Annotated in this window: 24 protein-coding genes and 1 riboswitch; of the genes, 12 read left to right on the top strand and 12 right to left on the bottom strand. The window is 69.1% G+C overall.

What is annotated here, in order from left to right:
* Positions 1–10: 10 nt before the first annotated feature.
* Positions 11–841 (top strand): DUF2867 domain-containing protein, encoded by an 831-nt coding sequence (locus tag A5624_RS24825; protein ID WP_066872506.1) that lies wholly within the window; start codon positions 11–13, stop codon positions 839–841.
* Positions 842–846: 5 nt separating this feature from the next.
* Complete coding sequence (locus tag A5624_RS24820) at positions 847–1,767, top strand: SDR family NAD(P)-dependent oxidoreductase (RefSeq protein WP_066872504.1); 921 nt, start codon at positions 847–849, stop codon at positions 1,765–1,767.
* A gap of 11 nt (positions 1,768–1,778) precedes the next feature.
* On the opposite strand, the gene A5624_RS24815 is transcribed toward A5624_RS24820, so the two are convergent.
* The 7 genes from A5624_RS24815 to A5624_RS24785 are packed head-to-tail and all read right to left on the bottom strand — an operon-like array spanning position 1,779 to position 6,912.
* A complete protein-coding gene (locus A5624_RS24815; RefSeq protein WP_066872501.1) occupies positions 1,779–2,597 on the bottom strand; it encodes an enoyl-CoA hydratase-related protein in 819 nt (272 codons plus the stop codon).
* The gene (locus A5624_RS24810) at positions 2,594–3,616 is read right to left on the bottom strand and encodes a TIGR03617 family F420-dependent LLM class oxidoreductase (protein ID WP_066872497.1); all 1,023 of its coding nucleotides are present in this window, start codon (positions 3,614–3,616) and stop codon (positions 2,594–2,596) included. Before A5624_RS24810 ends, A5624_RS24815 begins: the two co-directional genes overlap by 4 nt.
* A 28-nt stretch (positions 3,617–3,644) precedes the next feature.
* Positions 3,645–4,283 (bottom strand): LON peptidase substrate-binding domain-containing protein, encoded by a 639-nt coding sequence (locus A5624_RS24805; RefSeq protein ID WP_066872494.1) that lies wholly within the window; start codon positions 4,281–4,283, stop codon positions 3,645–3,647.
* Entirely contained in the window at positions 4,283–5,422 is a 1,140-nt protein-coding gene (locus A5624_RS24800) for a glutamate--cysteine ligase (RefSeq protein ID WP_369806969.1), read from the bottom strand. The genes A5624_RS24805 and A5624_RS24800 overlap by 1 nt, the downstream gene beginning before the upstream one ends.
* A complete protein-coding gene (locus tag A5624_RS24795) occupies positions 5,403–6,083 on the bottom strand; it encodes a superoxide dismutase family protein (RefSeq protein WP_066872488.1) in 681 nt (226 codons plus the stop codon). Before A5624_RS24795 ends, A5624_RS24800 begins: the two co-directional genes overlap by 20 nt.
* Before the next feature lie 21 nt (positions 6,084–6,104).
* The gene (locus tag A5624_RS24790) at positions 6,105–6,584 is read right to left on the bottom strand and encodes a LytR C-terminal domain-containing protein (protein WP_066872485.1); all 480 of its coding nucleotides are present in this window, start codon (positions 6,582–6,584) and stop codon (positions 6,105–6,107) included.
* A 19-nt stretch (positions 6,585–6,603) separates the two neighbouring features.
* Complete coding sequence (locus A5624_RS24785; RefSeq protein ID WP_007768412.1) at positions 6,604–6,912, bottom strand: DUF3263 domain-containing protein; 309 nt, start codon at positions 6,910–6,912, stop codon at positions 6,604–6,606.
* Between the two features lie 202 nt (positions 6,913–7,114).
* Here A5624_RS24785 and A5624_RS24780 point away from each other — a divergent pair, with 202 nt between their 5' ends.
* The 4 genes from A5624_RS24780 (at position 7,115) to A5624_RS24765 (ending at position 10,126) form a co-directional block, all read left to right on the top strand.
* Positions 7,115–7,708 carry a peptide deformylase gene (locus A5624_RS24780; protein ID WP_066872480.1) on the top strand — a complete coding sequence of 198 codons (594 nt, stop codon included), beginning with the start codon at positions 7,115–7,117 and terminating at the stop codon, positions 7,706–7,708.
* A complete protein-coding gene (locus A5624_RS24775; RefSeq protein ID WP_066872478.1) occupies positions 7,708–8,616 on the top strand; it encodes a GCN5 family acetyltransferase in 909 nt (302 codons plus the stop codon). Before A5624_RS24780 ends, A5624_RS24775 begins: the two co-directional genes overlap by 1 nt.
* 17 nt (positions 8,617–8,633) lie before the next feature.
* Positions 8,634–9,440, top strand: a complete 807-nt coding sequence (locus tag A5624_RS24770) for an exodeoxyribonuclease III (protein ID WP_156748791.1) — start codon at positions 8,634–8,636, stop codon at positions 9,438–9,440.
* A gap of 212 nt (positions 9,441–9,652) precedes the next feature.
* Positions 9,653–10,126, top strand: coding sequence for a hypothetical protein (locus A5624_RS24765; protein ID WP_066872473.1), 474 nt, complete (start codon positions 9,653–9,655; stop codon positions 10,124–10,126).
* 13 nt (positions 10,127–10,139) lie between these two features.
* On the opposite strand, the gene A5624_RS29620 is transcribed toward A5624_RS24765, so the two are convergent.
* Complete coding sequence (locus tag A5624_RS29620) at positions 10,140–10,406, bottom strand: Rv1535 domain-containing protein (RefSeq protein ID WP_066872554.1); 267 nt, start codon at positions 10,404–10,406, stop codon at positions 10,140–10,142.
* Between the two features lie 72 nt (positions 10,407–10,478).
* Here A5624_RS29620 and A5624_RS24755 point away from each other — a divergent pair, with 72 nt between their 5' ends.
* On the top strand, positions 10,479–10,754 hold the full coding sequence (locus A5624_RS24755) for a hypothetical protein (RefSeq protein WP_156748795.1): 276 nt from the start codon (positions 10,479–10,481) through the stop codon (positions 10,752–10,754).
* On the opposite strand, the gene A5624_RS24750 is transcribed toward A5624_RS24755, so the two are convergent.
* From A5624_RS24750 to A5624_RS24740, 3 genes are all read right to left on the bottom strand, one after another.
* Positions 10,751–14,626: a SpoIIE family protein phosphatase gene (locus A5624_RS24750; protein WP_066872468.1), complete on the bottom strand. Its 3,876-nt coding sequence runs from the start codon at positions 14,624–14,626 to the stop codon at positions 10,751–10,753. The genes A5624_RS24755 and A5624_RS24750 overlap by 4 nt on opposite strands.
* Positions 14,623–14,979: an STAS domain-containing protein gene (locus A5624_RS24745; protein ID WP_066872465.1), complete on the bottom strand. Its 357-nt coding sequence runs from the start codon at positions 14,977–14,979 to the stop codon at positions 14,623–14,625. Before A5624_RS24745 ends, A5624_RS24750 begins: the two co-directional genes overlap by 4 nt.
* 137 nt (positions 14,980–15,116) lie before the next feature.
* Entirely contained in the window at positions 15,117–15,776 is a 660-nt protein-coding gene (locus A5624_RS24740; protein WP_066872462.1) for a PAS and ANTAR domain-containing protein, read from the bottom strand.
* Positions 15,777–15,932: 156 nt separating this feature from the next.
* A riboswitch (TPP riboswitch) is annotated at positions 15,933–16,043 on the top strand.
* Between A5624_RS24740 and thiC the strand changes: the two genes are divergently transcribed.
* The 5 genes from thiC (at position 16,035) to A5624_RS24715 (ending at position 20,735) form a co-directional block, all read left to right on the top strand.
* Positions 16,035–17,714 carry a phosphomethylpyrimidine synthase ThiC gene (thiC, locus tag A5624_RS24735; protein ID WP_066872459.1) on the top strand — a complete coding sequence of 560 codons (1,680 nt, stop codon included), beginning with the start codon at positions 16,035–16,037 and terminating at the stop codon, positions 17,712–17,714. (Overlaps the previous riboswitch by 9 nt.)
* A gap of 190 nt (positions 17,715–17,904) precedes the next feature.
* Positions 17,905–18,732 (top strand): bifunctional hydroxymethylpyrimidine kinase/phosphomethylpyrimidine kinase, encoded by an 828-nt coding sequence (gene thiD / locus A5624_RS24730; protein WP_066872456.1) that lies wholly within the window; start codon positions 17,905–17,907, stop codon positions 18,730–18,732.
* A 4-nt stretch (positions 18,733–18,736) separates the two neighbouring features.
* Positions 18,737–19,360, top strand: coding sequence for an alpha/beta family hydrolase (locus tag A5624_RS24725; protein ID WP_066872453.1), 624 nt, complete (start codon positions 18,737–18,739; stop codon positions 19,358–19,360).
* A gap of 46 nt (positions 19,361–19,406) precedes the next feature.
* A complete protein-coding gene (locus A5624_RS24720) occupies positions 19,407–19,841 on the top strand; it encodes a MarR family winged helix-turn-helix transcriptional regulator (protein WP_066872451.1) in 435 nt (144 codons plus the stop codon).
* Between the two features lie 24 nt (positions 19,842–19,865).
* The gene (locus A5624_RS24715; RefSeq protein ID WP_066872448.1) at positions 19,866–20,735 is read left to right on the top strand and encodes an LLM class F420-dependent oxidoreductase; all 870 of its coding nucleotides are present in this window, start codon (positions 19,866–19,868) and stop codon (positions 20,733–20,735) included.
* A gap of 16 nt (positions 20,736–20,751) precedes the next feature.
* Here A5624_RS24715 and A5624_RS24710 read toward each other — a convergent pair whose 3' ends face one another.
* Complete coding sequence (locus A5624_RS24710; protein ID WP_066872445.1) at positions 20,752–22,200, bottom strand: neutral zinc metallopeptidase; 1,449 nt, start codon at positions 22,198–22,200, stop codon at positions 20,752–20,754.
* Positions 22,201–22,218 lie beyond the last annotated feature (18 nt).

Genomic DNA, 22,218 nt, shown 5'->3' with positions numbered 1-22,218 from the left:
TTCCTTCTATATGGAACGATTACCCTATATCGACGAGCATGCCATAACCATCGACGCCAACCGCGACGACACGTGGTCGGCGCTGCTGCGGGTGATGTGCCGCGACCCGCACGACCCGTCGACCGTGCCCTTCGGCTTCATCCTGGACGAGGCCCGGCCGCCGGCACGGTTCGCGCTCAAGGGCCGCCACTGGTTCGCCGTCTACCGGTGGGTGTTCGAGCTGGACCCGCTCGAGGCCCCCACACACACCCGGCTGCGGGCGGCCACGTGGGCCGACTTCCCCGGTATGCACGGCAAGGCGTACCGGGCGCTGGTGATCGGCACCGGCGGACATCGTGTCGTCGTGCGGCACACCCTGAAACGCGTTGCGGCGGCGGTGCTCGACGAGCGGGCGCGCACCGGCGAGGCCGCCGCCGATTATGTGGACGTCTTCGAAGTCCCCATCGCCGCAGGAGATGCGCGCACCGCCGAAGAGGCGTTCCGCGACGGGCTCGGCGACAAACCCGGCGCGGGCGGACAGCTGGTGTTGTGGATCCACCGCAACGTGCTGCGGCTGCGCCTGGGTCCGGCCCGCTCCGCCGACCACCTCATCGGCTGGCCGATCGTCCGCTCGGACCCCGACGAGCTGGTGTTGGCCACCCGCGGGCCGCTGATGCGCGGGGAGTTGACGCTGCGCCGCCAGGACGGTCGGCGCGCCGTCCTCACCACCCGGCTGCACTTCCGCCGCCGGGTCGCGGCCCGGGCGGTCTGGGTTTTGATCGGCCCCCTGCACCGGGTCGTGGCGCCGCGGCTGATGCGGCGCAGCGCTCGCCGGGGCCGCGAACTCGCGGCGATAAGTTAGTCCGCATGACCGAACGCCCGACCGCGCTGCACATCGTCGACGGGATCGACCTGTCCGGCACGACATCGGTGATCACCGGCGCGTCGTCGGGCCTGGGCCGCGCGGCGGCCCGGGCGCTGGCCGCCGCGGGCGCCCATGTCATCTTGGCCGCCCGCAACGCCGACGCGCTCGCGGAGACGGCGCGCTGGATCGCGACCGAGGTCGCCGGCGCCCGGACCTCGACGGTGCCGCTCGACCTCACGGCGCTGTCCAGCGTGCGGGCGGCGGCGGCCGCGATCGCCGACATCACCCCCGCCGTCGACGTGCTGATGAACAACGCCGGCGTCATGTTCACGCCGTTCGGACGCACCCGGGACGGTCTCGAATTACAGATCGGGACAAACCATTTCGGGCACTTCGAACTCACCCGCCTGCTCATCCCCCAGCTGACCGCCGCCGGCGGGGCCCGGATCGTGATCCTGTCTTCGGGGGGCCACGTCATGGGCGACGTCGACTTCGACGACCCCAACTGGGAGCGGCGCGACTACGACAAGTTCGCCGCCTACGGCGCTTCCAAGACGGCGAACATCTTGCACGCCGTGGAGGCCGATCGGCGCCTGCAGGGGGCGGGAATCCGCGCCTACGCAGTGCATCCGGGCACCGTGGCCACCTCGCTCGCGCGGTACATGTCGCGCGCGGATTTCTCGCGGCTGCGCAAGCTCGCCGCCGAGAACAGCCCCGAACCCTCCGACGGTTTCCTCGAGTTCGTCATGCCCGAACAGGGTGCGGCCACACAGGTGTGGGCGGCGGTCACTCCGGAGCTGGCCGACCGGGGCGGCCTCTACCTACAGGACTGCCGGATCAGCGAGGCCGCACCGCACGCCCGCGACCCGCAGCGCGCGGCCGAACTGTGGGACCTCTCCGAAAGGCTCTGCGCCACGGCCTGATACGCGCCGATTCACGGTTCGGGAAGCGGCGACCACTCTTGGGACAGCCGGGCGGTGAAGCTCGGCGGCCGGTGATCGCGGAACGCGGCGACGCCCTCGCCGGCGTCGGCGCCGCCCATCACCCGCTCGTGCAGCCGCGTTTCCAGCGCGGCGACCTGTCGCGGTGTGTAGTGGTTGATCGCGGTGTCCCACAGCAGGCGTTTGCACAGGGCAGCCGACATGGGCGCCACGTTGACCGCGATGTCGCGGGCCACGGTCAGCGCGTGGTCGAGCACCCGGCCGGCGGGCAACGTGCGGTTGGCGATGCCGAGGGCGGCGGCCTCGGCGCCGCCGAAGGTCCGCCCGGTCAGCAGGATGTCGGCGGCCACGCCCAGGGTGGTCAACTGGGTCAGCGTCCAGTGCGCCATGCAGTCGGGCAGCACGCCCCGGCGGACCTGCACCACACCGTATTTCGCGTCTTCGGCGACGAAGCGGATGTCGGCCTGCAGCGCGATGGTCAGGCCGATGCCGATGGCGTGGCCATTGACGGCGGCGATCACCGGTTTGCGCAATTCGAAGGCGGCCGGCGTGATCGGTGACGCCGAGAACGCGCCGGGGTCGGCGGGGGCGTCGAAAGGGCTTGCGTCGCCGGAGAAATCGGCCCCGGCGCAAAACGCGCCTCCCGCTCCGGTGAGCACGATGGCCCGCACGTCGTCATCGTCGTCGCATTCGCGGTACGCGCGGCTGAGCAGCGCGCCCATCTCGGCGGTGTAGGCGTTGAGCCGCTCGGGCCGGTTGAGGGTGAGCACCGCCACACCCGAGTCGATGTCGACCGTCAGGTCCTCGCTCATGGCAGCGCGGGCACCCGGTGCAGGGCACCGATCATGTCGGCGACGTCCGCGGGGCGCGGCGTGTAACCCGGGAAGTAACAGCACACCTCGTCGGCGTGCTCGCCGAACCGGGCGGCGATCTGCTCCGCGCATTGCTCGGGCGTGCCGACGATCCCGATCCTTGCCACCATCTCGTCGGTGATCAACCGGCGCATGTCGGCGAAGCGGCCCTGCTTGGACAGCGCGTTGAGGTCGGGCTGCACACCGGCCCACCCCTCGACCTCGAGCACGGGCAGGTAGGCCGGCGTCGAGCCGTAGAACGCGATCAGGGAAGCCACCCTGTTGATCGCGGCCGCCAGGTCGGCCTCGTCGCGCCCGACGGCCACCATGGCCTGGGCGATGATCTGGAACTCATCGAACGACCGCCCCGAGCGGCGCAGCCCCTCGGCGATGGCGGCGACGGTACGATCGGCGAAGTGGCGGGCACTGTTGAACGGCATCACCAAAAGGCCGTCGGCGACCTCGGCGGCGGTGCGCGTCATCAGCGGACCCAGCGCGCCCAGCAGCACCGGGGGCGGCCCGAACGGATTGGGCCCGGGGTTGAAATTGGGCGCCATGATGGTGTGGGTGTAGAACTCGCCGCGAAAGTCCAACCGGGCGTGGCCTTCCCACGCGGCGAATATCGCCTTGATCGCGGCGATGGCTTCGGCCATTCGTGGCGCCGGCCGCTCCCACCTACTGCCATAACGCTTTTCGATGTGCACCTTGATCTGGGAGCCGAGGCCGAGGCGGAACCGGCCGCCGCTGTAGAGCTGCAGATCGTAGGCGGAGTGCGCCATGTGCAGCGGGCTGCGCGGCGGGGCGATCGCCACGTTGGTCATCAAGTCCAGGCCGGTCGTGCCGGCGGCGATCAGCAGCGGAAAGAAGACGTCGTGCTGGCCTTCGAAGGTGAACAATCCGTCCGCGCCGGTGGCGACGATCTCGGCGGCGCTTGCGGCCGCCTGCGCCGGTGAACCGCTGACCTGGAGCTGTACCTTCATGCACCATCCTTCCGCGAAAGCCGCCCGGTCATTCGGAAAGCTGAAACTCCACCACTTCGGCGACCGCGTCCACGGCTTCGCGCAGGGCGGCGAGGCGGGCGGCCGCCGTCGGTGCCGACAGCACCGAATAGCGATCGGCCGTGCCGATCGGGATGCGAGACGCCAACGCGAACAGGCGCTTTCCGGCCGGGCCGCTCCGGTCCTCGCCCAGGATCACCTCGCGGTCCGGCAGCTTGATGTCGCGCGCCAGCGCGATCCGCTCGAACAGCGCCATGGCCCGGTCTTCGAGGTCGAGCAACTGGGCGTCCGACACCGCGTCGCCCGGTTCGTCGGGCCACAGCGTGACCGTGGCGCGCGGGTAGGGGTCGTCGGGCAGCCATTCGGTCACCCGGATGCGTTCCCCGGTCCGGCAATTCAGTGCATACCGGCCGGCGCCATGGTCGACGCATTCGGTGATCCGCGCCAGCACGCCGACGTCGCAGCGCGCATCGCCGCCGCCGACCTCACGCCCGCGCGAAATCAATACCACCCCGAACGGGTCGCCGGTGTCGGTGCAGTGGCGCACCAGCGCGCCGTAGCGTGGCTCGAAGATCCGCAACGGCAGGTCCTGGTCCGGCAGCAGCGCCGATTCCAGCGGAAACATAGCCAGCTCAAGGGATTCCGTCATCAGATTTCCAGTTCGGCCACCAGCGCATCGACGACCGCGCGCAGGTCGCCGTCATGTTCTTCGGCCACCCGGCGCTGCCGTTGGTAGGAGGCCCCGTGGCGGGGTATGTCGGCGACCGCGGCCAGCTCGTCAACGCAGTTCAACCTTTTGGCCACCGGCTCCAACCGGTTCAGCACCTCGTCGAGATCCTCGGTGACCAATCGCTCGTTGCTGTCGGCGTCCAGGATGATCACCGCGTCCAGTCCGTAGCGCGCGGCGCGCCACTTGTTCTCCTGGTTATGCCAGGGCGGCATGCTCGGCAGCGACTCGTCGGCTTCCAGTCGGCGGTCCAGATCGACCACCAGGCAATGGGTCAACGCGACCAGCGCGCCCAGCTCGCGCAGATTGGACACGCCGTCGCAGATCCGCATCTCGAGCGTGCCCAGGTGTGGTGAAGGCCTGATGTCCCAACGGACTTCGTCGACGTGGTCGATGATGCCGGTCTTCTTCTGGTCGTAGACGAAGCGTTCGAACTCCGCCCAGGTCTGGAATTGGAACGGCAGCCCGGCGGTGGGCAGTTGCTGAAACATCATCGCCCGGTTGCTCGCGTAGCCGGTGTCCACGCCCGCCCACCACGGCGAGGACGCCGACAGCGCCAGCAGGTGCGGGTAGTAGTTGAGCAGTGACGTCATGATCGGCATCACCTTGTTCGGCGAGGACAGGCCGACGTGCACGTGCACGCCCCAGATCAGCATCTGCCGTCCCCACCACTGGGTGCGCTTGATCAGTTCGGCATAACGCGGGGCGTCGGTGAGTTTCTGAGAGGTCCACTGCGCGAACGGATGTGCTCCGGCACAGAACAGCTCCATGCCGCGATCCCGCACGATGCGGCGCGCGGGCCCCAGGGTCTGTCGCAGATCCTCCATCGCCTCGCCCGCGGAGTGGCAGATGCCGGTCACCACTTCGACGGTGTTGCGCAGCAATTCCTTGTGTACGCGCGGGTTTTCGCCGATCTCGGCGATCACGGCGGTGGCTTCGTTGCTCAGGTCGCGGGTGTGAGCGTCGACGAGGGCGAACTCCCATTCCACCCCGAGGGTCGGCCGCGGGGAACGGGCGAAGTCGATGCGGGTGTCGGCCCGCTTAGCCTGCACCGATGACACCGCACGCCACCCGCTTGCCGGCGTCACCGGTGCTCATCGTCATGTCGTCCGGGCCCGGCGTGCCGCTGGTCTGATTGTTGTGCCCGGATGGGGCGTTGGCGGAGTTGGCCGCACCGGCGTGAATGATGATCGCTGTCTTCTGCCCGGTGAGCAGGTCGTCCATGGCGAAGGCGTCCGTGGTGGTGACCAACGTTCCGGAGCCGTCCTTGCGCACCTGCAGGGTGGGCAGGGCCCCGCTGGCGGGCTCGGCGGTGTGCCCGGGCGCCTGGAAGTGGTCGCCGGCGGACAGGAAGTCGCCCGGCGCGCCGCCGGTCGGGGCGACCGAGTTGGGCTCACACTTGCCGACCTTGTGGATGTGCACATCGTGGAAGCCGGGCGCGAGCACACCGTTGGCGGTCGTCTCGATGGTGACGGTGGCATAGCCGTTGTTGAATTCGAACGTCGCGGTGGCCACCTGGGTGCCGTCCGGCGCCTTCAGGTGCGTGATGATGCTCGGCGCCGCCGCGGGCCCGGGCTCGGAGGCCTTGGCGCCCGACGGCGAGGGCGATCCGGTCCAGATCGCCGGGGTGGTGCCCGGAACCGACGAAGCCTGCTGGGGCGACGAGCAGGCGCCTAACAGCACGACACAACCGGCCAGTACCAATGCGCGCAGCTTGGGCATAGCCAGCAGCCTATCGCCTATCTAGCCCGCGACGAGGACGATGACGCCCGGCGGCTCGCCGCTGAGTGCGGGGATTCGCTGTTCGACCGGTGCACCGCCCAGGTTTTTGGCCACCGCGTCGGCGGTGGCGTGCTCGTCGCCGGCGTCGGTGTAGTAGACCGTGGTGGCCGAGACGTCGGGCACGGTCATGTTGTCGACCTTGGTGACTTTGAAGCCGGCGGACGTCAACTGGTCCCCGGTGCGCTTGGCGACGCCCTCTTTCCCGGAGATGTTGTACACCTGCACGTCGGCCTGCGTGCTCGCCGGTTTGTTGGTCGGCGATGCGGACGCGGAGCTGCTGGCGCTCGCGCTGGACGCCGGCGACGCCGAATCGTCGTCAGAGCTCCCGGACGAACCCAGAGCCTGCCAACCGAGCAGCAGGAAAATGACGCCGAGGAACAACAGCACCATCACCATGGCCCGCAGGGGCAGCCCGGTGGAGTCGGGAACTCGTTCTTTCATCGAGCCCTACTGTAACGAGTCAGGTCACCTCGAAGCCGAGGCGCCGCGCCGCGCGCGCCTTCTGCCTGCTGGCGCGCAGCCTGCGCAGCCGTTTCACCAGCATCGGGTCGGCGGCCAGGGCCTCGGGCCGATCGACGAGCGCGTTGAGCACCTGGTAGTAACGCGTCGCCGACATCGAGAACAACTCCTTGATGGCGTCTTCCTTCACGCCGGCGAACTTCCACCACTGGCGCTCGAAGGCCAGGATGTCGTGCTCGCGGCGGGTCAGCCCATCTGCGATCTCAGAGTCGTCCCCCGATCGATTTGCCCGCGCCATGGCGCTGTCCATATCGCTTCCCCTGGACCCTTCCGGCGAATTCCGAACTGCTCGAATGACTTGACTTAGCTAAGGGCGTGTTTCGGCGAATATTGAAACACGCGCCAAACCCTCAAGCCGTCATCCAGACCCGCGAGTCGGCCGATTGACCAAGATTGCCCAGACGCCGATCGCCGGCCGGGCAGCCCACGGGCGTGCGGTAGCTTAGCCGACCATGGCAGTCGTTCCGATCCGCATCGTGGGAGATCCCGTCCTGCACACCCCGACACAGCCGGTGCCGGTCGCTGCCGACGGTTCGCTGCCGGCGGATCTGGCCGAGTTGATCACCAACCTGTACGACACCATGGACGCCGCGCACGGGGTGGGCTTGGCCGCCAACCAGATCGGGGTCGGCTTGCGGGTCTTCGTCTACGACTGCGCCGACGATCGCGGCCGCACCGACCGGCGGCGCGGTGTCGTCGTCAACCCCGTCCTGGAAACCTCCGAGATACCCGAGACCATGCCCGATCCGGACAACGACGACGAGGGCTGCCTGTCGGTGCCCGGCGAGTCGTTCCCCACCGGGCGCGCCAAGTGGGCGCGCGTCACCGGGCTCGACGCCGACGGCACGCCGATCGCCCTCGAAGGCAACGACCTGTTCGCGCGGATGCTGCAGCACGAGACCGGGCACCTCGATGGTTTCCTCTACCTGGACCGCCTGATCGGCCGGCACGCGCGCGCCGCGAAACGGGCCGTCAAATCCCACGATTGGGGCGTTCCCGGCCTCTCCTGGATGCCCGGGGAGGGACCGGACCCGTTCGGTCACTGATGTTCTCGTGGCCCGACCTCGGCACCCGGGTATCGGTGCGCTACCGGCGCCCGGCCGGTTCGGTGCCGCCGCTGACCGATGCGGTGGGCCACCTGCTGGCGGTCGAACCGATGGTGCGGGTGCGGACGAAGACCGGCGCGGTCGTCGAGTTCGCGGCGTCCGAGGCGGTGGCGTTGCGGGTGCTCACCGACACCCCCATCCGCACCTCCGAGATCCGCGCGCTCGAGCACGCCGCCGCCGCGGCCTGGCCGGGCGCGGAGCACACCTGGCTGGACGGCTGGCTGCTGCGAGCCGGCCACGGCGTCGATCTGGCCGCTAATTCCGCTGTGCCACTGGGCATTTCCGCCCAGGCGAGCACCGTCCCCGCCATCGTCGACTGGTACGAGCGCCGCGGCCTGATGCCGCGGTTGGCCCTGCCCGACCGGATGCTGGCGCCACCCGCGCTGATCGACGAGCGCACGGAACGGCTTGTCGTGCAGGACCTTTCCGATGTGGCCGTCCAGGACGCCGACCCGTCGGTCACGTTGGCGCCGGTCCCCGACGACGGGTGGCTGCGCATCCACGACGGCGACATTCCCGTCGACGTGCTGACCGCCGTCATCGACGGCGAGCTCGTGTTCGGCACGCATCGCGACGGAGCCGTCGCGCGCGCCGCGGTGACCGAGGCACCCGATGGCGCCCGGTGGGTGGGCATCTCGGAAGTGGGCTGCCCGGCCGGCGCCGACGATCAGGCGGCGGTGCGATTGTGCGAGACGCTGTTGGCGTGGGGCGCCGATCGCGGTGCGACGCGCGGCTACCTGCGGGTGCCCGACACCGGCGAGCGCACGCCCGCCGCGGCGCCGGGTTTCCGGCTGCACCACCGCCGCCGCTACGTCCCGGTGCGCCCGGGCCTCTGGGATAGCGTCTAGGCATGCCCGACCCGCCGCTGCGGCTCGCCACCTGGAACGTGAATTCGATTCGCTCCCGGCTGCCGCGCGTCATCGACTGGCTGGCCCGCGCCGACGTCGACGTGCTGGCCATGCAGGAGACCAAATGCTCCGACAGCCAATTCCCCGCCCTGCCATTCTTCGAACTCGGCTACGAGGTCGCCCACGTCGGATTCAACCAATGGAACGGCGTGGCGATCGCCTCGCGCGTCGGTCTCGACGACGTGCAGATCGGATTCGACGGGCAACCCAGCTGGAGCAGCAAGCCCGAAGTCGCCGCGGCCGCGGAGGCCCGCGCCCTCGCGGCGACGTGCGGCGGCGTGCGGATGTGGAGCCTCTACGTTCCCAACGGCCGCGCCCTGGGCGACCCGCACTACACCTACAAACTCGAATGGCTTGCCGCACTGCGAGATTCGGCGTCGGATTGGTTGCGCGACGATCCCAACGCCGCGATCGCACTGGCCGGTGACTGGAACATCGCCCCGCAGGACGATGACGTGTGGAGCATGGATTTCTACGCTGGCGCCACGCATGTCTCCGAGCCGGAGCGCCGCGCGTTCGCCGCGATCGTCGAGGCGCAATTCACCGATGTGGTGCGCCCTTTCACGCCGGGCCCGGGGGTCTACACGTACTGGGACTACACCCGCTTGCGGTTCCCGAAGGGGCAGGGCATGCGCATCGATTTCATCCTCGGCTCGCCGGCTTTGGCCGCCCGCGTGACGGACGCGCAGATCGTCCGCGACGAACGCAAAGGCAAGGCGGCCAGCGATCATGCGCCGGTCCTCGTCGACGTGCGGCGCGACTAGCCGCGTCTCGCAGATACCGGCCGGCGGCAACATCACATTAAGCTCAGGCAAATTTGATGCGGCTTCGCGTTGTCTGCGCGATAGCTTGGTGGCAGGCTTTAAACACCAGAAGTGAAAACCAAATTGCTTTGTTGTTGAGGCTGCCTTCAGCGGGAACCCACCCGCTGCCGACACCGGTTAGCTGCAGAAGCAATCAAAGCCAGGGAGTCATCATGAGTGTCATCGGCGGAGCAGTCCGAGGCGTGAGTCAGGCGGTGAACCGCGCGGCGAACGCGACGACCGCGGCCGCCGGTGCCGTGGGCGGTGCGGCGGTCAACGGAGTCATCGGCGGCGTCACCGGCGCCGCCGAGGGCGTCAAGCGCGGCATGAACAGCGGCAGCCACTCGGCGCCCGCGGCCGCGCTCGCCATCGGCGCACTCGGCGTCGCCGGATTGGTCGAGTGGCCGCTGCTGCTGGCGGTCGGCGGCAGCGCTCTGCTGTTGCAGCGGTTGAGCCGCAAACAGGAGCCCGACACCCGGGCGGTCAAGGCGAACCTGAAATCGGTGCCAGTGGACGCGGCGCCGCCGAAACCGACGCCGCAGGAATCCGCCCCCACGAAAACCGCGCCCGCGAAGGCCACCAAGTCGACGGCCAAGAAGACGGCCGGACGCCGGGCGGGCACCACGCGGTTGCGCAGCACCAACTAGGCGGACCCGCCGATCAGCCGATCGCCCGGCTGATCACCGCCGGGGCCAACTGCCGCGACGTCCAGCGCACCAGGCGCTCTGGCTCGTGCGCACTGGGATCCGGACAGCCGGCTCCCCGAACCGGCCGGGATGGCGCCGTCGCGCCGCGTCGAGGCGCCCGGTCGCTGTGCCGAATCTCGACCACCCCGACGCGCCACAACAGCGCATAGAGTTCGACTAGTGGCACCCTCAGCACCGAAGCAAACGAGGAAACTAGCGGATCGCCCCCGGTGCCGGTCATCGTCGACATAAGTCCGACGGTGGACGCGCGACCCAGCGAGATGGGAAACCCTTCGTTACCGAAAGGCAAATGATGGCGGAAAAGAAGTCGCGGCGCGGCACGTCCCAGCGCGAGGCGGTGGACAAGATCCGCGCGGGTGAGACTTTCGCGGTGAATCTGCCGGCGATCGGCCAGGTGGAAATCCCCAGGCCAGAGCAGTTGGCCTACTTCGGCGGGCTGGCGGCCCTGGCGGCCCTCGAACTCATCGACTGGCCGGTGGCCCTGGTCATCGCCGCCGGACATTTCCTGGCCGCCAACCACCACAACAAGCTTTTGGAGGAGCTCGGCGAGGCGATGGAGGAGGCCTAGCCGGGCCGGTTCGCCGCGGCGCTTCCCGCGAGCGCGCGGTCGAACCGCAGGGTGACCCGCGTGCCGGCCGCGGTCCGCAGCGTCTCGACGCCGTCGGCCAGTCCGCTCATCAGCGTGAGCCCGCGTCCGCGTCGGCGGCTGCGCAGGCTGGCCGACGAATCGCCGCTCCACTGGCCGGTGTCGCTGACGGTGATCACCACCGTGTCCTGATACAGGAACGCCTCGATCGACACCGTCTGGCGCGGCTCGTTGCGGCTGCCGTGTTCGATCGCATTGGTGACCGCTTCGCCGGTGGCCAACAGGATGTCGGTTTCGCGGTGCGGCGCGACGACGATGGTGTTCAGCCAATCGCGCAGCTGTCCGCGCGCGACGGGAATGTGAGCCGGCGCGGCCGGCAGCACGGTGGCGAAGCTGCCCGCGGCGAGGTGGCTCGGGCGCAGCGCGAGCACCACGACGTCGTCGCGGTAGCCCGTCGGCGGGGCCATCCGCGACAGCAGCTCCGCACAGACCGACTCGACCGGCAGGCCGGCGCACTGCTCCGCCGCCGACCGCAGGCGCGCGAACCCGTCGTCGAGGCTTTCACCGGGCCGTTCCATCAGTCCATCGGTATACAGCAGGATCAACCCGCCGGGCGGCAGCTGCGCGGTCGCGGTGTTGCTGGGCGGCCGGCTCGTCGCGTCGTGGGTTCCGCGTCCGGTCACCGACACCGGGGCGCGCCGGCCCGACTCCAGAAAGGTCGCGCGCCCGTCGGGCAGCACCAGCAGCGGATAGGGATGCCCGGCGCAGCTGTAGCTGACGGTGGCGCCACCGCCCTGGCCGTCGGTGTCGATCAGGGCGTAGGCCACCGTCGCACACCGGGCGCCGTCGACGCTGGCGCCGTATCGGTCCAGCGAACCGAGCACCGCGTCCGGCTCGCCCGCGGTGAGCGCGGAGGCGGCGACCGCGGCACGCAACCGGCTCATCACGATCGCCGCGGCCAGCCCGTGCCCGACGACGTCGCCGACCGAGATCGCGATCCGGCCGGAGTGGTCCAGCGGGGTGACCGAATACCAGTCGCCGCCGACCCGCATCGCCTCCCCCGCCGGCTGGTAGACGGCCGCGACAACCGCGGCGGTGGAGCCGCGGTCCAGATCAAGCAGGTGCTCCTGAAAGTCGATGGCGATCTCGTGTTCGCGGGCCATCAGCCGCACGCGGTCCAGGGCCGCCGACGTCAACTCGGCGATCCGGGCGAAGGTGTCGAGGTCGGCGGCGTCGAATTGCCGGGGCTGCGGCCACAACAGCGCCAGCACCCCGAGGATGCGGCCAGAGCCGTCGCGCAGCGGATGGCTCACGCAGGCGCGGATGCTCGCCGCGCTGTCCCGGACGGCATGCTGGTAGCGCGGGGGCAGATCGAACGTGTCGGTGACGATCATCGGCTCGCCGGTGCGCGCGACGTCCGCGCCGATCAGCGGAGCATCGAGGGCGACGACGTGGTAGCGGTCCCGAAACTCCGCGGGCAGGTCACCGGCGTATTCGAACCGCAGATAGTCCTCGCCGTCGAGGACGCCGATCGCGACGGCACCGGCGTCCCCGGAACCGAAGGAGGAGCCCAGCAGGGCGTCCATGATCCCGCCGGCCGAGCTGGTGGCTTGCAGCGCCGAGTCGAGGTGCACCAGCTCCGAGGCCAGCCGCGACTGCGCCTCGCGGCGTTGCCGGTCACGCTCGCGGCCCACCGCGGACAACCTCGACGCCAGCCGGTCGATCAGCTCCTGGGACCGGAACGGCTTGGGCAGGTAGTCGTCGGCGCCACCGGCGTAGCCCTCGCTGACGGCCTCCGCGCCGGCCCGGGCGGACAGCATGAGGATCGGCGTCGGCGCCAAGTCCGGGTCCGCGCGAACGGCGGCGACGAAGCCGAAGCCGTCGAGTCCGGGCATCATCACGTCGGTGACGATCGCGTCCGGACGCAGGTTGCGGGTCGCGGCCAGCGCCGACTCGCCATCCGCGACCGACACCGTCTCCCAGTGGGTCGACAACACCCGCTCGAGGTGGGCGCGCATGTCGGCGTTGTCGTCGGCGATCAGCACCACCTGGCGGGTCGCCTCGGGTGTGGCGGCCGGTTCGGCGACGGGCATCACCCACTGACTGGCCTCGGCGACATACGGATTGGTCTCGTTCGGCCCGGCAGGCGACGGGTCGACGACCGCACCCGAGGTCGACCGCGGCACCCGGATCGTGACGATGGTGCCATGGTCCAACTCGCTGTCGATCTCGACCGTGCCGCGGTGCAGGTCGACCAGCCCGCGCACCAGAGACAACCCGATCCCGGTGCCCTCGACGCTGCGCCCACGCACGTTGTCGGCCCGGTAGAAGCGCTCGAACAGCAGCTTGAGATCCTCGGCACCGATGCCGACTCCGGTGTCGCGCACGGCGATCACACAGTCCCCGGATTCGGTTCGCACCCGCACCGAAATCGAGCCCCGCAGCGTGTATTTGACCGCGTTGGACAGCAGGTTGAGAACGATCGTCTCCCACATCGCCGGATCGACGTCCGCCAGGGCCGGCGCGCAGTCCAGCTTCAGCTCGAGCCCGGCCCGGTGGCACAGCTCGGTGAACGACGACGCGATCTGCGCGGTGAGCGCGCCGACCTCGGTGCACACCAGCTTCGCGTTGGCCCGGCCGGCCTCGATGCGGGAGAAGTCGAGCAGCGAGTCGACCAGGCGCTGCAGACGCCGCGCGTTGCGCGCCGCGGTGGTAAGTCGCTCCGCGAGAACGCTTTCCGGCGCCGCGTCCAACAGCGCGTCGTCCAGCGGTCCGAGCAGCAGGGTCAGTGGGGTGCGAAACTCGTGGCTGACGTTGGTCAGGAACGCGGTCTTGGCCCGGTCCAGTTCGGCCAACGCATCCGCGCGGTGCCGCTCTTGCTCGTAGGACACGATCGAGGCGAACGTCGACGTCAACTGGTCGGCCAGCAGCTGGCAGAACCCCTGAAACTGGGTGTCCAAGGGGCGCCGCGGGCTGGCGCCGACCACCAGCGCCCCCGCGGGCGAGGCCTCCCCCAGCGGTAACACCAGAGCTTCCTGCGGGCAGTCGGCGCCCAGCGCCGCTTCGATGCCGGAGATCGTGCCGGCGACGTCACCGATCACCTGCATCTCGGCCCGGGTCCGCGACGCCGCATCCCAGTCGGTCAGCTCCGCCAGTTCGCCTGGCAGCAGCGCCGACACCGATGGCGTAGCCCCGCGCAGCGTGACCCTTCCCGTCGCGCCGTCGTCGGCGTACACGGCGATGAACGACAGGTCGGCCGGTTGGCCGGCGCACACCCGCACCGCGACGCCGACCGCGTCGTCGATGCTGCGGCTCTCGACGATCGCGGAGGCGACCGTGTTGAGCAGGTGCAGGCGGCGCTCGCTCAGCACCCGCTCGGTGGTCTCGTAGGAGGGGCAGAAGATGCCGAAGGGTTTGCCGTCGGCGCCGATCAGCGGGCTGTAGGTGAAGGTGAAGTACCGCTCGACGCGCCGCCCGGCGGTCACCATGGGCAGCATCAGGTCCCGCGACCAGGTCGCCTCCCCGGTCGCGACGACGCCGGCGAGCATCGGGGCGATCGAATCCCAGATGTCCCACCACACCTCGCGGCCGGGTTTGGCGAACGAGTCGAGCTTGTCGCCGAGGATCTCGATGTAGGCGTCGTTGTACACCACGAACAAGTCTTCGGTGCCCAGCCAGAGCACCAGCGGGAACCGCGACGCCAGCGTCGTGGCGACCGCCGCCCGCATCTGTCCGGACCAGTCTCGCGGCGGCCCCAGCGGATGAGCGTCCCAGTCGTATTCGGCGAACCGCCGGCCCATCTCACCGCCCAACGAAACGGCAGCGGCCAGGTCGGCCGGCAGTCGCGAGTTCATGGCTGGCGTCTTCGCTGCAACGCCGCGGACAGGGTGGGGTAGATGTCGAACACCCGGTCCAACTCGGTGACCTGGATCGGCCGCAGCACCTGGTCGTGGTCGGCGACCAGTCGTACCTCGGTCCCGCCGGCTTTGGCGTCCTCATGACAGTCGAGCACCGCGTTCAGCGCCGCGCTTCCGAAGAAATCGACAGCCAGCAAGTCGATCACCACCGGGCGCACCGGCGGGGTGGAGGCCAGCCCGAGCGCGGTGGTCAGGTGAGCGGCAAGCTCACCGACGTTACTGGAGTCGACATCGCCTTTGACGCTCACGATCACTACGTCGTCGTGGGCCTCGTGTCCGACCGCCAACAACTTTCATGCCTTTCGCCGCAGCCAACGTTGGGATCTGCTGCCGCTAAGCCCGACGACGCGGCACAGATGCGCGGTCGCGCATCGCAGATGACCCGAGAGTAACCCGTACCCGAACTGCCCGTTTATCGATTCGCCGGTTACCCGCCGGGCTCGGCCGGAATCCTCTCGTGCGCGGTCAGCAGCAAATGATCGAACTGGCTCTGCAGAATCGCCGCCGGTGCCGGCAGGGCGGCCATATCGGCGAGCAGCTGCCTGGCCAGTGACCGCAGTTTCACGTTGGTCTCCTGCGAGCGCCACTGCAGCACCCGGAACGCCTGCTCGGCGCTGACCCGGTAGACGTACATCAGGACGCCCTTGGCCTGTTCGATGGCCGCGCGGCTCTCGAACAGGTCGGGCAGCGCGGTGTCGAGCACCTCCTGGCGGGCCTCGTCGAAGGAGTTGGTGAGGTCGATGTAGTAACCCGCGGTGCCCAGCACGGCGCCCGACTCGTCCAGCATGCGGTCGGCCACGACGATCGCATCGTGCATCGCGCCGGCGGTGTCGATGAACCGGTGCCGGCTCGAGAACGACTCTTCGGATTGCAGGGCGTGGTCGAGCAACTCCTGCACATGCGCGCGGTCGTCGGGATGCTTGTGCGACAGCAGCAATTCGGTCGTCGGCTCGACCTCACCCGGCTGGTAGCCGTGCATCCTGGCCACCTCGTCGGACCATTCCCACCGCTGGCCCACGAACCAGAAGCGGAAGGCGCCGATGTTCAGGTATCCGGGGGCCGGCTCGGTCGGCTCGGAAAATCGCACGTCGCCCGCGCCGGATGACGATTCCCCTGTTCGCCTGCGCTGTTGCACGGTTGCATTTTTCCACTAAGGGAACGCCTTCGGCTACTGCCCCGGGTGAAAAGGCCGTCACACCCTGCCGTGCGGTCGGCCGTAGGGGTAACGTCGCGTGCGGACCCATCCATACGACGCGGGAGCGCACGCCGAGTGCGCTGAGAGGACGGCTCGGGGCCGTCGACCGTACGAACCTGACCGGGTAATGCCGGCGTAGGGAGATGAAAAATGACTGATGTCCTTTCCGGAATTGCGTCGGGCAGTGCCTCGCACAGCGTGGAGCCGGCCGTCACCACCGGACCCATCTGGGGCAGCAGCAAGGCCTACCGCGAGATCGAGGGCCCGGGTGGGGTGACGCTGCGGGTACCGCTGCGGCGGGTGCACCTGTCCAACGGCGAGGACTTCGACCTGTACGACACCTCGGGGCCCTACACCGATCCGGAGGCGACGATCGATCTGACGGCCGGACTGCCGGCGCGGCCCGGCGTGGTCCGCGATCGCGGGACGCAGCTGCAGCGCGCCCGCGCCGGCGAGATCACCGCCGAGATGGCCTACATCGCCGCGCGCGAGGGCATGCCCGCCGAGCTGGTGCGCGACGAGGTCGCCCGGGGCCGCGCGGTGATCCCGGCCAACCACAACCACCCCGAGATCGAGCCGATGATCATCGGCAAGGCGTTTGCGACCAAGGTGAACGCAAACATCGGCAACTCGGCGGTGACATCGTCGATCGCCGAGGAGGTCGACAAGATGGTGTGGGCCACCCGGTGGGGCGCCGACACCATCATGGACCTGTCCACCGGCAAGAACATCCACGAGACCCGCGAGTGGATTCTGCGCAACTCGCCGGTGCCGGTCGGCACCGTGCCCATCTATCAGGCGCTGGAAAAGACCAAGGGCGATCCGACCGAACTGACCTGGGAGCTCTACCGCGACACCGTGATCGAGCAATGCGAGCAGGGCGTGGACTACATGACCGTGCACGCCGGTGTGTTGCTGCGCTACGTGCCGCTGACCGCCAAGCGGGTCACCGGCATCGTGTCGCGCGGCGGCTCGATCATGGCGGCATGGTGCCTGGCGCATCACCGGGAGTCGTTCCTGTACACCAACTTCGACGAGCTCTGCGAGATCTTCGCCCGCTATGACGTCACCTTCTCCCTGGGCGACGGCCTGCGGCCGGGCTCGATCGCCGACGCCAACGACGCCGCGCAGTTCGCCGAGCTGCGCACCCTGGGCGAGCTGACCAAGATCGCGAAATCCCATGGCGTGCAGGTGATGATCGAGGGCCCGGGCCACGTCCCGATGCACAAGATCGTCGAGAACGTGCGGCTGGAAGAGGAGTGGTGCGAGGAGGCCCCGTTCTACACGCTAGGCCCGCTGGCCACCGATATCGCCCCGGCCTACGACCACATCACCTCGGCGATCGGCGCGGCCATCATCGCCCAGGCCGGCACCGCGATGCTGTGTTACGTGACCCCCAAGGAACACCTGGGGCTGCCGGACCGCAAGGACGTCAAGGACGGGGTGATCGCCTACAAGATCGCCGCGCACGCAGGCGATCTGGCCAAGGGCCATCCGCACGCGCAGGAGCGTGACAACGCGTTGTCGCAGGCGCGCTTCGAGTTCCGGTGGAACGACCAGTTCGCGCTGTCGCTGGACCCGGACACCGCGCGGGAGTATCACGACGAGACGCTGCCGGCCGAACCGGCCAAGACCGCGCACTTCTGCTCCATGTGCGGGCCGAAGTTCTGCTCGATGCGCATCACCCAGGACGTTCGCGACTACGCCGCCAAACACGGGCTCGACAGCGAGGAAGCGATCGAGGCGGCCATGTCCGAGGGCATGGCGGAGAAGTCGCGCGAGTTCGCCGAGCAGGGCAACCGGGTGTATCTACCGCTGGCACAGCAGTGATCGCAAGCGCGGCCGTGGCGATCGCCAGCGCGGCGCAGCCGGGCGCAGCGGGTCGCCACCATCGGGCGAAGCCGGGCGCAGCGGGTCGCCACGATCGGGCGAAGCCGGGCGCGGCGGGTCACCGCCATCTGACAGCGGTGATCGCAAGCGCGGCGCAGCCGGGCGCGGCGGGTCACCGCAATCTGACACAGTGACGTTCCTGCCGCTGCCCGCGCCCGGCACGACGCCGCGGCGGGTGCTGTCCATCGCCGGGTCGGACTCCGGGGGCGGCGCGGGCATCGAGGCCGACATGCGCACCATGGCGCTGCTGGGTGTGCACGCGTGCATCGCGGTCACCGCCGTCACCGTCCAAAACACGTTGGGCGTGCGGAGTTTTCACGAGGTTCCTGCCGAGGTCGTCGCCGGGCAGATCGAGGCCGTCGTCGGCGACATCGGCATCCAGTCCGCGAAGACTGGGATGCTGGCGTCGCCGCGAATCATCGACACCGTGGCCACCACGTGGCGCGGGCTGGGGTTGTCGGTGCCGCTCGTCGTCGATCCGGTGGCGGCGTCGATGCACGGCGACGCGCTGATGGCGCCGGCGGCTCTGGATTCGCTTCGCACCCAATTGTTTCCGTTGGCGACGCTGGTGACACCCAATCTCGACGAGGTGCGGCTGCTGGTCGACGTCGACGTGGTGGACGCCGAGTCGCAGCGGGCGGCGGCCAAGGCGCTGCATGCGCTGGGCCCGCAATGGGTGCTGGTGAAGGGTGGTCACCTGCGGTCCTCGGAGCGCAGCAGCGACCTGCTCTACGACGGCGCCGATTTCTTCGAGTTCGATGCCCAGCGGATCGCGACGGGAAACGACCACGGCGGTGGCGACACGCTCGCCAGCGCCGTGGCGTGCGCGCTGGCGCACAACTTCACCGTGCCGGACGCCGTCGAGTTCGGCAAGCGCTGGGTGACCGAATGTCTGCGCGCCGCATACCCACTGGGCCACGGGCACGGCCCCGTCTCCCCGCTGTTTCGGCTGTCGTGATCGCATGAATCTCGACGAGATCGCGGGTGTCGCGCACGAGCCCACGGGGCCGCCGACGGGCGTGGTGGTACTGACCCACGGCGCCGGCGGCAACCGGGATGCCGTTCTGCTGCAGCAGGTTTGCGACGAGTGGGCGCAACGGGGCTGGCTGGCGGTGCGCTACAACCTGCCCTACCGGCGCCGCCGGCCCGCCGGGCCGCCGTCGGGTTCCGCCGCCGCCGACCGGGCCGGCATCGTCGAGGCCATCACGGTGTGCCGCGGCCTGGCCGACGGCCCGCTGATCGCCGGCGGCCATTCCTATGGCGGCCGGCAGACGTCCATGGTCGTCGCGGCCGGCGAGGCGGCGGTGGACGTTTTGACGCTGTTCTCCTATCCGGTCCATCCCCCGGGCAAACCCGAACGCGCGCGCACCGAGCACCTGCCCGATATCACGGTGCCGACCGTGTTCACGCACGGCACGTCGGATCCGTTCGGCACGCCCGACGAACTGCGCGCCGCGGCCGCCCTGGTCACCGGCACGACCGCCGTCGTCGAGATCGCCAGCGCCCGCCACGATCTGCGGTCCAAGACGTTGAACGTGCCGGCGTTGGCCGTCGATGCCGCGCTGCAGCTGCTCGGTCGGAAATAGACAGTCAAAACTGGACAGTTTTGACTGTCTAAAATAGAGTGGTCGCGTGGATGGCATCAGCGACTCCGCGGTAGCGGCGGCACGGGACATCAGGGTGGTGTTCAGCCGGTTACGGCGCCGGCTGAAGGACATCGCGACCGACGGTCTGACGCCGTCACAGACCGCGGTGCTCACCCGGCTGTGGAAAGAGGGCCCGTCGTCGGCCAGCGTATTGGCCGGCGCCGAACAGGTGCGCCCGCAGTCGATGGCCACCATCCTGGCCGCCCTGGGCCAACGCGGGCTCATCGAGCGCAAGCCGGATCCGAATGACGGCAGGCGCCAGGTGGTTTCGCTGACCCCGGCGGGCAAACGGCGTGCCGAAAGCGGCCGGCGCGCCCGCGAGGAGTGGTTGGCCCGCGCCATCCACGAGCGCTACACCGAAGCCGAGCGGCGCGTCATCGTCGACGCATTGTCGCTGCTCGAGCGCTTGACCGAGCATTGAGGACGCGAAAGGACCTGAGCAACAATGGAATTGGGATTGCATTTCATCGACTTCCTACCGGGAGACCCGGCCCGGCTGGGCCCGACGCTGGCCGAGGCGGCCAAGGCGGCCGAGCAGGGCGGCGCGACGCTGTTCACGCTGGCCGACCACTTCTTTCAGATGGAAGCCATGGGACGGGCGGAGGACCCGTTCCTGGAGGGGTACACGTCACTGGGCTTTCTGGCCGGACAGACGACGACAATCGAGCTGAGCCTGTTGGTCACCGGCGTCACCTACCGTTATCCGGGTTTGCTGGCCAAGGCCGTCACGACGCTGGACGTCTTGTCGCAGGGCCGGTCGATGTTGGGACTCGGCGCGGCCTGGTACGACCGGGAACACGCCGCCCTGGGTTTTCCGTATCCGCCGGTGAGCCAACGCTTCGAGATGCTCGAGGAGACACTGCAGATCTGCCGGCAGATGTGGAGCGACAACGACGGCCCGTACCAAGGCAAGCACTATCAGCTGGCCGAGACAATCTGTGCGCCCCAACCGATTCGGCGTCCCCCGGTGCTGATCGGCGGGGACGGTGAAAAAAAGACGTTGCGTCTGGTCGCGCAATACGCCGACATCTGGAATTCCACGGTGACCGAGGTCGACGCGATCAAGCACAAGATCGAGGTGCTCAACCGTCATTGCGAGGCGGTCGGCCGCGACCCCGGCGAGATCCGCAAGACGGTCGGCTACTTCGTCAATCCGTTCGAGGACCTGGACGGGTATTTCCGGACCGTCGAGGGCTACGCCGGACTCGGCGTCGAGCTGGTCAATGCCGGTCCGTTCCCCGGTAATCCGGATCCGGTCGGCTTCGTTCGACGCCTGGGCGACGAAGTGATTCCCCGGCTCGCCGAAATCGGTTGACCCGGTTGGTGATCGGTTAACCGGGATAGCGCGAGTAACAGGCGTCCGCGTTGCCCGTCACGCCGCCGCGGAACGCAGCGATCCGGGTGAATCCGGCCGGCACACTGGTGCCGTCCGCGTCGCTGGCGACCAGATGGTTGGTGAGCAAGCCGGCGACGGCCTCATCGAGATCGCCTGCGGTCAGCAACAATTGGTTGTGCGAGGGCAGGTCGATCGGCTCGGCCATCTTGCGGTGCACCACACCGGTCAGGCACGCGGTGCGCAGCGCGGTCCACGGGCTCTGCATCGGCAGGCCACGTTCATGCTGCACGGCCAGCGCGTATCTCGACATCACCACCGACAGCGCGGTGTCGTCGCCCTGCGGCAGGGTCTGTTGCTTCTCGTCGGCGAGCGTGCCCATGGCGGCGAGGCCAGGCAGGTCGACCACGATGGTGTTGGTGCCCGGGCAGTAGGACGCCGGCGGGGTGGCCTTGGCGTCCGGGCAGTCGGCCGGCTGGTAGGACAGCGCCGGCGGGCTGGCCGGGGCGAAGATCTTTCGCAGCAGCTCCATGAGATTCGACAAGGTGTCCTGGTTGATGGGCACCTCGCCGGTTTCGGGTGCGCCGGTGCTGGAGTCGACCCGCAGGGCGTTCGGCAGGTCGCCGCGGCGCTTCTCGATCTCCTTGCGGTTGATCGCCGCACAGGCCGAGGCGCCGTTGAGGAATCCCATTTGAAAGGCGCTGATCCGGTCCAGGGCCGACCCGTGGGCGTCGTCGTTCTCGGTCTCGCTGTCCATGACGGGGTCCCGCGTGGTGATGATCCCGGCCAGCACGTGGTCGAGCCCGTCGGCGGTGCTCAGCGTGAAGCGCGGCGACTTGCCGTCGGCGACCCAGTACAGATAGACGCCCGCGAAGCAGTCGGCCTGCTGCTCGCGGACGATGGTCGCGTCGCGTCTGGTCACCAGCTTCGCCATCTGTTGCAGCGCGTGCCCGAATTCGTGTGCCAGCACGCCGGTGACGGACATGTCACCGAAATACTTCTGCGCCATGGGCATGAATACGCCGCGGTCCCAGGCGATCAGGTTGCACTTGCCGGTGTAGAAGGCGTTGACGAGCTTGTAGGTGTCGTTGTGGCACACGATCGGGCTGCTGGGATCGGTGGAGTTGTAGGACACCATCTTGCTGAGCGGAACGAACTTGCCCTGCAGCGATTGGTCATACACCGACTTCCAGTAGTCCTCGATGTCGTTGACCGACAGCAGTGCGAGTGTGTCGATGGGGCCGTTGTCGGTGTTGAGCACCTTGCCGGTGGGACTGGGCGCGTTCGAACGGATCCCGCTGGGTCCGTTGGTCGCGGGCAGCCCCCCGACCAGAAACGGATCGTTGAGCATCGACAGCGCGCGTCCGTCGACGAAGGTCGTGCAGCCGGCCACCAGGAGTGCCGCCGCCGCCCACACGAGGGCCGACCTGAGCGCATGGCTTTTCATGACCAACCTCATCCCGAC

The sequence above is a fragment of the Mycobacterium sp. 1482292.6 genome, assembly GCF_001672995.1.
Taxonomy (GTDB): Bacteria; Actinomycetota; Actinomycetes; order Mycobacteriales; family Mycobacteriaceae; genus Mycobacterium; species Mycobacterium europaeum_A.
Note: the sequence above shows the minus strand (reverse complement) of the source record. Positions and strands in the feature narration are given on the sequence as shown.